The organism is uncultured Microbulbifer sp., from assembly GCF_913055755.1.
In the GTDB taxonomy this organism is placed as follows: Bacteria; Pseudomonadota; Gammaproteobacteria; order Pseudomonadales; family Cellvibrionaceae; genus Microbulbifer.
Genome location: NZ_CAJXKH010000139.1, coordinates 1 through 6,439, shown reverse-complemented (window position 1 = coordinate 6,439; position 6,439 = coordinate 1). Strand labels below are relative to the sequence as shown.

The 6,439-nt window shown below is 60.7% G+C and carries 5 protein-coding genes; 2 read left to right on the top strand and 3 right to left on the bottom strand.

The window, feature by feature from the left end; genetic code table 11:
• From QZ511_RS16010 to uvrD, 3 genes are all read right to left on the bottom strand, one after another.
• The coding region (locus QZ511_RS16010) for a protease inhibitor I9 family protein (protein WP_295803955.1) at positions 1–927 on the bottom strand (927 nt) is incomplete at its 3' end.
• Positions 928–1,325: 398 nt separating this feature from the next.
• Complete coding sequence (locus QZ511_RS16005; RefSeq protein WP_295803954.1) at positions 1,326–2,459, bottom strand: TRAP transporter substrate-binding protein; 1,134 nt, start codon at positions 2,457–2,459, stop codon at positions 1,326–1,328.
• Positions 2,460–2,528: 69 nt separating this feature from the next.
• Positions 2,529–4,760, bottom strand: a complete 2,232-nt coding sequence (uvrD, locus tag QZ511_RS16000) for a DNA helicase II (protein WP_295803952.1) — start codon at positions 4,758–4,760, stop codon at positions 2,529–2,531.
• A 233-nt stretch (positions 4,761–4,993) separates the two neighbouring features.
• On the opposite strand from uvrD, the gene hexR reads away from it, so the two are divergent.
• Together hexR and QZ511_RS15990 are read left to right on the top strand one after the other, a co-directional pair.
• Positions 4,994–5,848: a transcriptional regulator HexR gene (hexR, locus tag QZ511_RS15995; protein ID WP_295803949.1), complete on the top strand. Its 855-nt coding sequence runs from the start codon at positions 4,994–4,996 to the stop codon at positions 5,846–5,848.
• Between the two features lie 18 nt (positions 5,849–5,866).
• Positions 5,867–6,439, top strand: a 573-nt coding sequence (locus QZ511_RS15990) for a hypothetical protein (protein ID WP_295803947.1), incomplete at its 3' end; no start/stop codon positions are given.

Genomic DNA, 6,439 nt, shown 5'->3' with positions numbered 1-6,439 from the left:
TTCACCGTTTGCCGGGCGAATCTGCGGGCCGGGGACGCAGCCGCGCCAGGTGCAGGTTTCGGGGCCGGTATAGGTGTCGGTAATGGTTGAGTGGGACCAGACACCGATCAGCTTGCTGTTACACAGCTCTTCCTGACCATCCACCGCACAGTCGTGCAGGTAGACACCGTCACCCAGCGGGTTCTGCACGGTGTACTCGTCGTCACCGGTGGCGGCGAAAGACGGGTGGTCGGAGTTGACGCCGGTATCCAGAATACCCGCAACAATCCCTTCACCCATGTACTGGCCACCGAGACGGCTGGTGCCAGTCCAGGCAACATCCGCACCCACGTGTTCCGGGCCGACATCAGTGTGCAGTTCATGAATGCGTACGCGTTCAACGCCGGCAACGCTGGCCAGCTCGGACAGCGCTTCCGCTTCATCCTGGGTCAGCTCCGCGGTGACCGCGTTCAGTGCAACCTGGAAGCTCTCCAGTACCTGCAGGTTCACGCCTTTACCGGCGGCCTGGCTTACCAGGGCTTCCTGCTTGGATTTCAGGTGGCCGGTATAGGCATTCAGAGCCTGATTACCGCGCGCCTTGACACCGTTCTTGAGGAGGTCCTTGGTGCTGTCGAGGCCCTCGATGCCGCCGTCATATACCGCGGCGGGTAGATCCTTCAGACGCACGAAGTATTTGTGCGTACCGGTCAGGCCTTCTTCGCGGAAAAATTTCTGGCTATTGCTGGCATTCTGCAGCTGGATATTGGCGCCGCCATTTTCCAAAACCTGATTTTTCTGATATTGCGCTTTGTATTCCTGGTAAACAGGCAGACTCAAATCGAGCGATTTGAGCACCGCCTGCTCCTGGCCAGCAGCTGAAACGGCTTGCACCGCCCCAAGGCTGTATAACGCGGCAGCAACGGCGCTGCTCAACGTTTTTATTTTCATAAATGCTCCTAGGCGTTTATTTTTTATTTCCGCTGGCCTTCTCAAATACCCCAGACAGACCATGGGCGCCCGATACTAATAAACGCGCCAGGCAATAAGTAATCATTAGCCGTAACGGTTTGTAACCGCACCGTATTGGACGCACATCCCGCAATGAAAGACAGGTAAGTCACCAATCCGGTGCAGGTTTGAATAAAACGGAATGGGGAAATGCGCGGAGAAAAGCAGAGATGAAGTTGCGAGAACTCGCTAACCATCAAGAAATAATCGAATGTATTTATCGCTTACCAAAACCTGGCTGCATACAGCTTGGCCATAAATACATATGCTGAATTTAATGCCTTTAGTTAACAGGCGGACAGGTCAGCCTGTTAACCTTTGGAATCACAGGAACAGCATTACGGTAATTCAATTTCCCGCGTCTGGTAATACGCCTCTTCACTGATCCGGTGGTATGGAATCACCTGGGCCTCAAACTCTTTAAATGCCTGGTACACACGGTTGAACTGCGGATCTTTGGCCGCAGCTTCTTCCATAATCTGGTGGTTGATGGCTTTCAGGTGCGCGATCACAGAGTCCGGCAGTTTGCGCAATTCGATACCGTGCTCCTCCACCAACTCCTTCAGCGCACGGTTATTGCGCGCGGTGTATTCGTCGAGCATGTCCTGGTTGGCATCGCGGGCGGCGGTGCGCACTATCGCCTGCAAATCTTCCGGCAGTTTTTCGAATGCAGTTTTGTTGACGATGATTTCGAGGATGGAGCCCGGCTCGTGCCAACCGGGGTAATAGTAATACTGCGCGATCTGGTGGAAGCCGAAGGCAAGGTCGTTGTACGGGCCGACCCATTCGGTGGCGTCGATCACCCCGGTCTGCAGCGCGGTATACAGCTCGCCGCCGGGGATGGTTATCGCAGTGCCACCAGCGCGGTTCAGCACCTCACCACCAAGGCCCGGGATGCGCATCTTGAGCCCCTTGAGATCGTCAACGGAATTGATTTCCCTGTTGAACCAGCCCGCCATCTGCACGCCGGTGGAACCACCGGCCATGGGGATCAGGTCAAACGGAGCGTAAAGCTCCTCCCACAATTCCAGGCCACCGCCGTAGTGCAGCCAGCCGTTCATTTCCTGCGCATTCAGGCCAAAGGGTACCGCGGTAAAGAACTGCGCCGCGGGCACCTTGCCCTTCCAGTAATAGGCCGCGCCGTGGCCCACCTGGGCGGCACCGTCGGACACCGCGCCGAATACCCCCATCGCCGGCACCAGTTCACCGGCGCCGTAGACCTTGATCTTGAGGCGGCCGTTGGACATCTTCGCCACGTTCTTCGCGAAACGCTCCGGCGCGCTGCCGAGGCCGGGAAAGTTTTTCGGCCAGGTGGTGACGAGCTTCCACTCGAAGGTCTGCTGGCCGGCGTTTTCGATGGAGGTGACGGTCTGTACCTGGTCGGTGCGCGACACCACCAGTGCGCCGAAGGTGACCACTAGCAGGGCGAGCAGGCCGAGGATGACGGGGGGATACCAGTTTATTTTTTTCATATCCGTTTGATTTTTATTTTTCGTTTTATTCCGTCATCCCGGCGAAGGCCGGGATGATTTTGTCGATCACTATAACGGCTGTAATTTGGCCATGGATACCACCAGCCACTTGCTGCCGGCATCGTCGAAATTGACCTGTACCCGGGCGCGCGCGCCGGAACCCTCAAACTGTACCACGGTCCCCTCACCGAATTTCGGGTGATCCACACGACCGCCCAGCGCCAGCGGCGGCAGCTCGTCATCAAATTCCGGCGCCGGATCGGAGTAGGGATTGATGCCGCCACCGAACTTGCCATAGTTGGGCTGGAACAGCGGCTTGGAGATTTCGGTCTTGAGCCGCACCTCGTGCACCAGATTCGGCGGGATCTCGTTCACAAAGCGCGACGGCTTGTTGTAGGTCTCGGTACCGAACAGGCGGCGGCTCTCGGCGTAGGTGATATACAGTTTCTGCATCGCGCGGGTGATGCCCACGTAACACAGGCGGCGCTCTTCCTCCATGCGCCCGGGTTCCTGCGCCGACATCTTGTGCGGGAACAGGTTTTCCTCCACCCCGGCCATAAACACCAGCGGGAATTCCAGCCCCTTGGCGGAGTGCAGGGTCATCAGTTGTACCGCGTCCTCGAACTCGTCCGCCTGGCCCTCGCCGGCGTCCAGTGCGGCGCTGTCGAGAAACTGGTTCAGCAGCGGGATTTCTTCTGCCTCGTCACCTTCCTCACCCTCGACTTCCGCGCTCGGCACGCCGTCGAAGGCGCGACAGGCGCTGACCAGTTCCTGCAGGTTTTCCACCCGGGTCTGGCCCTTCTCGCCTTTTTCCTTGCCGTGGAAGTCCAGCAGGCCGGTTTTCTCGATGGCGAGGTCGGCAATATGGTCGAGGGTCTTGTCGACACTCTCCTCGTCCAGCGCGTCGATCAGGCTGAGAAAATTCGCCAGCGCGTTGCCGGCGCGGGCCGCCAGCACTTTCTGCTGCAGCATTTTTGCCGCAGCGTCCCACATGGAGCTGCCGTGCTCACGGGCAAACTCGCGCACCAGCTCCACGGTGCGCGCACCGATGCCGCGGGTGGGGGTATTCACCACCCGCTCGAAGGAAGTGTCATCGTGGCGGTTGGTGATCAGGCGCATGTAGGACAGCGCGTTCTTGATCTCCAGGCGTTCGTAGAAGCGCTGGCCGCCGTAGATGCGGTAGGGCACCTGTTCCCGCAGCAGGCCCTCTTCCAGCACCCGCGACTGGGCGTTGGAGCGATACAGAATGGCCACGCTGTCGCGGCGGTTGCCTTCGCGCACCCAGTCCTGGATGCGCTCGACGATAAAGCGCGCCTCGTCCTGCTCGTTGTAGGCGGAGTAGAGGGAAATCGGCTCGCCCTCGTCGCCCTCGGTCCACAACTCCTTGCCCAGGCGGCCGGCGTTGTTCTCGATCACCGCGTTGGCGGCGTTGAGGATGGTGCTGGTGGAGCGGTAGTTCTGCTCCAGGCGCACCGTCTGCACGTCTTTCAGGTCCGCCTCGAAGTGCTGGATATTCTCGATCTTGGCACCGCGCCAGCCGTAGATCGACTGGTCGTCGTCGCCCACTGCGGTGATGCAGCACTGGTCGCCGGCCAGCAGGCGCAGCCAGGCGTATTGGATGGTGTTGGTGTCCTGGAACTCGTCCACCAGAATGTAGGGGAAGCGGCGGCGGTAGTGGGCGAGGATGCCGTCGTTGTTCAGCAGCAGTTCATGGGCCCGCAGCAGCAGCTCGCCAAAATCCACCACCCCGGCGCGCTGGCAGGCCTCTTCGTAGGCGCTGTAGATACGCACCATGGTCTGCAGCCAGGGGTCACCGGTGAGCTGGATATACTGCGGGCGTATGCCCTCGTCCTTCTGCGCGCCGATCCACCACTGGGTCTCCCGCGGCGACCACTTCTTGTCGTCCAGGCCCAGCTCGTTCTGCACCCGTTTGATCAGGCGCAGCTGGTCGTCGGAGTCGAGAATCTGGAAGTTCTGCGGCAGCTTCGCTTCCTGCCAGTGGGCCCGCAGCAGCCGGTGGGCAAGGCCGTGAAAGGTGCCCACCCACATGCCGAAGGTATTCACCCCCAGCAGCTCCTCGATGCGCCCGCGCATCTCGCGCGCGGCCTTGTTGGTAAAGGTCACTGCCATAATGGAGTAGGGGGATGCCCCCTCCACCAGCATCAGCCAGGCAATACGGTGCACCAGCACGCGGGTCTTGCCCGAGCCGGCACCGGCGAGAACCAGTTGATTGCCCGGGGGCGCGGCCACGGCCTCGCGCTGGGCGTCGTTGAGGGGGTCTAAAAGTTCTGATACGTCCATGGGCGGGGATTGTATCAGGGGTAAGGGGATAACTGGGTATATAAACAGGGTTTTAAGGCCACCGATAGCGAGTCCGTGGCGGGACTGCTACCGGGTATACCTTTGCGGGACACGGCGTGTCCCGCGTAGGCCCACCGGTGCCAGCACCGCCAGCGGCCCCAAAACAAGCCAAGGCTCGCCAGCACACCGCCATGCCGCTAAAATGCACAGCTTGAACCAGAGAAGGTAATGTCGTGAAGCCAGCGGAAGTCACGCAGAAGATCAGCGAACAGCTGAGCTCCATGCGCAAGTCAGAGCGCAAGGTCGCCGAATACATCCTCGCCAACCCCGGCGAAATCATCCATATGCGCATCGTCGACCTGGCTACCGAAGCCCAGGTGAGCGAGCCCACCGTGGTGCGCTTCTGCCGCGCCGTAGGCTGTTCCGGGTTCCAGGAGTTCAAGCTCAACCTCGCCCAGCAGCTGGCCTCCAGCCCCAGCTTCGGCCAGATCGCCGTAACCGAAACCGACACCATCGCCGAGTACAAGCGCAAGGTTTTCGACTCCACCGTCGACACCCTGCTGAACGTGCGCGACAAGATCGACAACCGCGCCCTCGAAGCCGCGGTTACCGCCATCGCCGCCGCCAAGCGGGTCGAATTTTTCGGCTTCGGCGCCTCCGGTGCCGTGGCCGCCGACGCCAAACACAAATTTTTCCGCCTGCAACTGGCCGCTGCCGCCCACTCCGACCACCACATGCAGAGCATGTCGGCGATGAGCATGGAGCCCGGCGACGTCGTGGTCGCCATCTCCCAGAGCGGCCGCACCTCCGCACTGTTGCGCTCTATGGACATGGCCAAGCAGCAGGGCGCCACCGTAATCGGCCTCGGCCCCAGTGGCTCGCCGATGACGCGCCAGGCCAGCATCCCGCTGGAGGTGGACGTGGAAGAAGACATCGAACTATACACCCCGCTGTCCTCCCGCATCGCCCACCTGGTGGTGATCGACGTGCTCGCCATCGGCGTCGCCCAGCGCAAGGGCCCGAAACTCCAAGAGCACCTGCTGAAGCTGAAGAAGGGGCTCTACAACCTGCGGGAAGAAAAGCACTAATAAGTCGGGGCAACGCAGATGCAGGGAAGCAGTGCTGAAACAGAAGCCGCCGGGACCGAGGGACAGGAGCCGCTGACGGGGTCCAACAAGAGACTGATCTTGCTTACCGCACTGACCCAGGGGCTGGCACTCTACCTGCTGAAAGCCCTGCCGGCGGCGGAAACCTGGTCTCCGGTCTGGCTCTATCTCTGCTATACCGTAGTCATCGCCATCCCGCCCCTGATCATCCTCACCGCCGCACCGCGCCTGGCCCACAGTACCTGGTGGCTCATTGCCGGCTACGCCGCGGTACTCGCCTTACTGGGCAGCTATCGCGGCCACCAATGTACCCCAGCTGACCTGGTCCACTGCGAATGGCCGCGCAGCTTTGCTGTCGCCATCGGCATTGCCACCTTTATTGTGGGCTTCCTGCTGCGCGCCAGTGCCAGCGGGCAAGAGCGGCTGCGGTCCCCGGGTTACCGGGCGCTGTTCCACTTTTCCTGGGATAACGCCCTCACCGCCGGACTGACCCTTGTATTCACCGGCATCTTCTGGCTGATCCTGTACCTGTGGCAGGCGCTGTTCAATCTGGTGGGCATCGACTTTTTCCAC

What these genes read in the sequence shown, in the direction of transcription:
- uvrD (WP_295803952.1), bottom strand. Translation starts at nt 4,760, where the DNA reads ATGGACGTATCAGAACTTTTAGACCCCCTCAACGACGCCCAGCGCGAG.
- QZ511_RS16005 (WP_295803954.1), bottom strand. Translation starts at nt 2,459, where the DNA reads ATGAAAAAAATAAACTGGTATCCCCCCGTCATCCTCGGCCTGCTCGCC.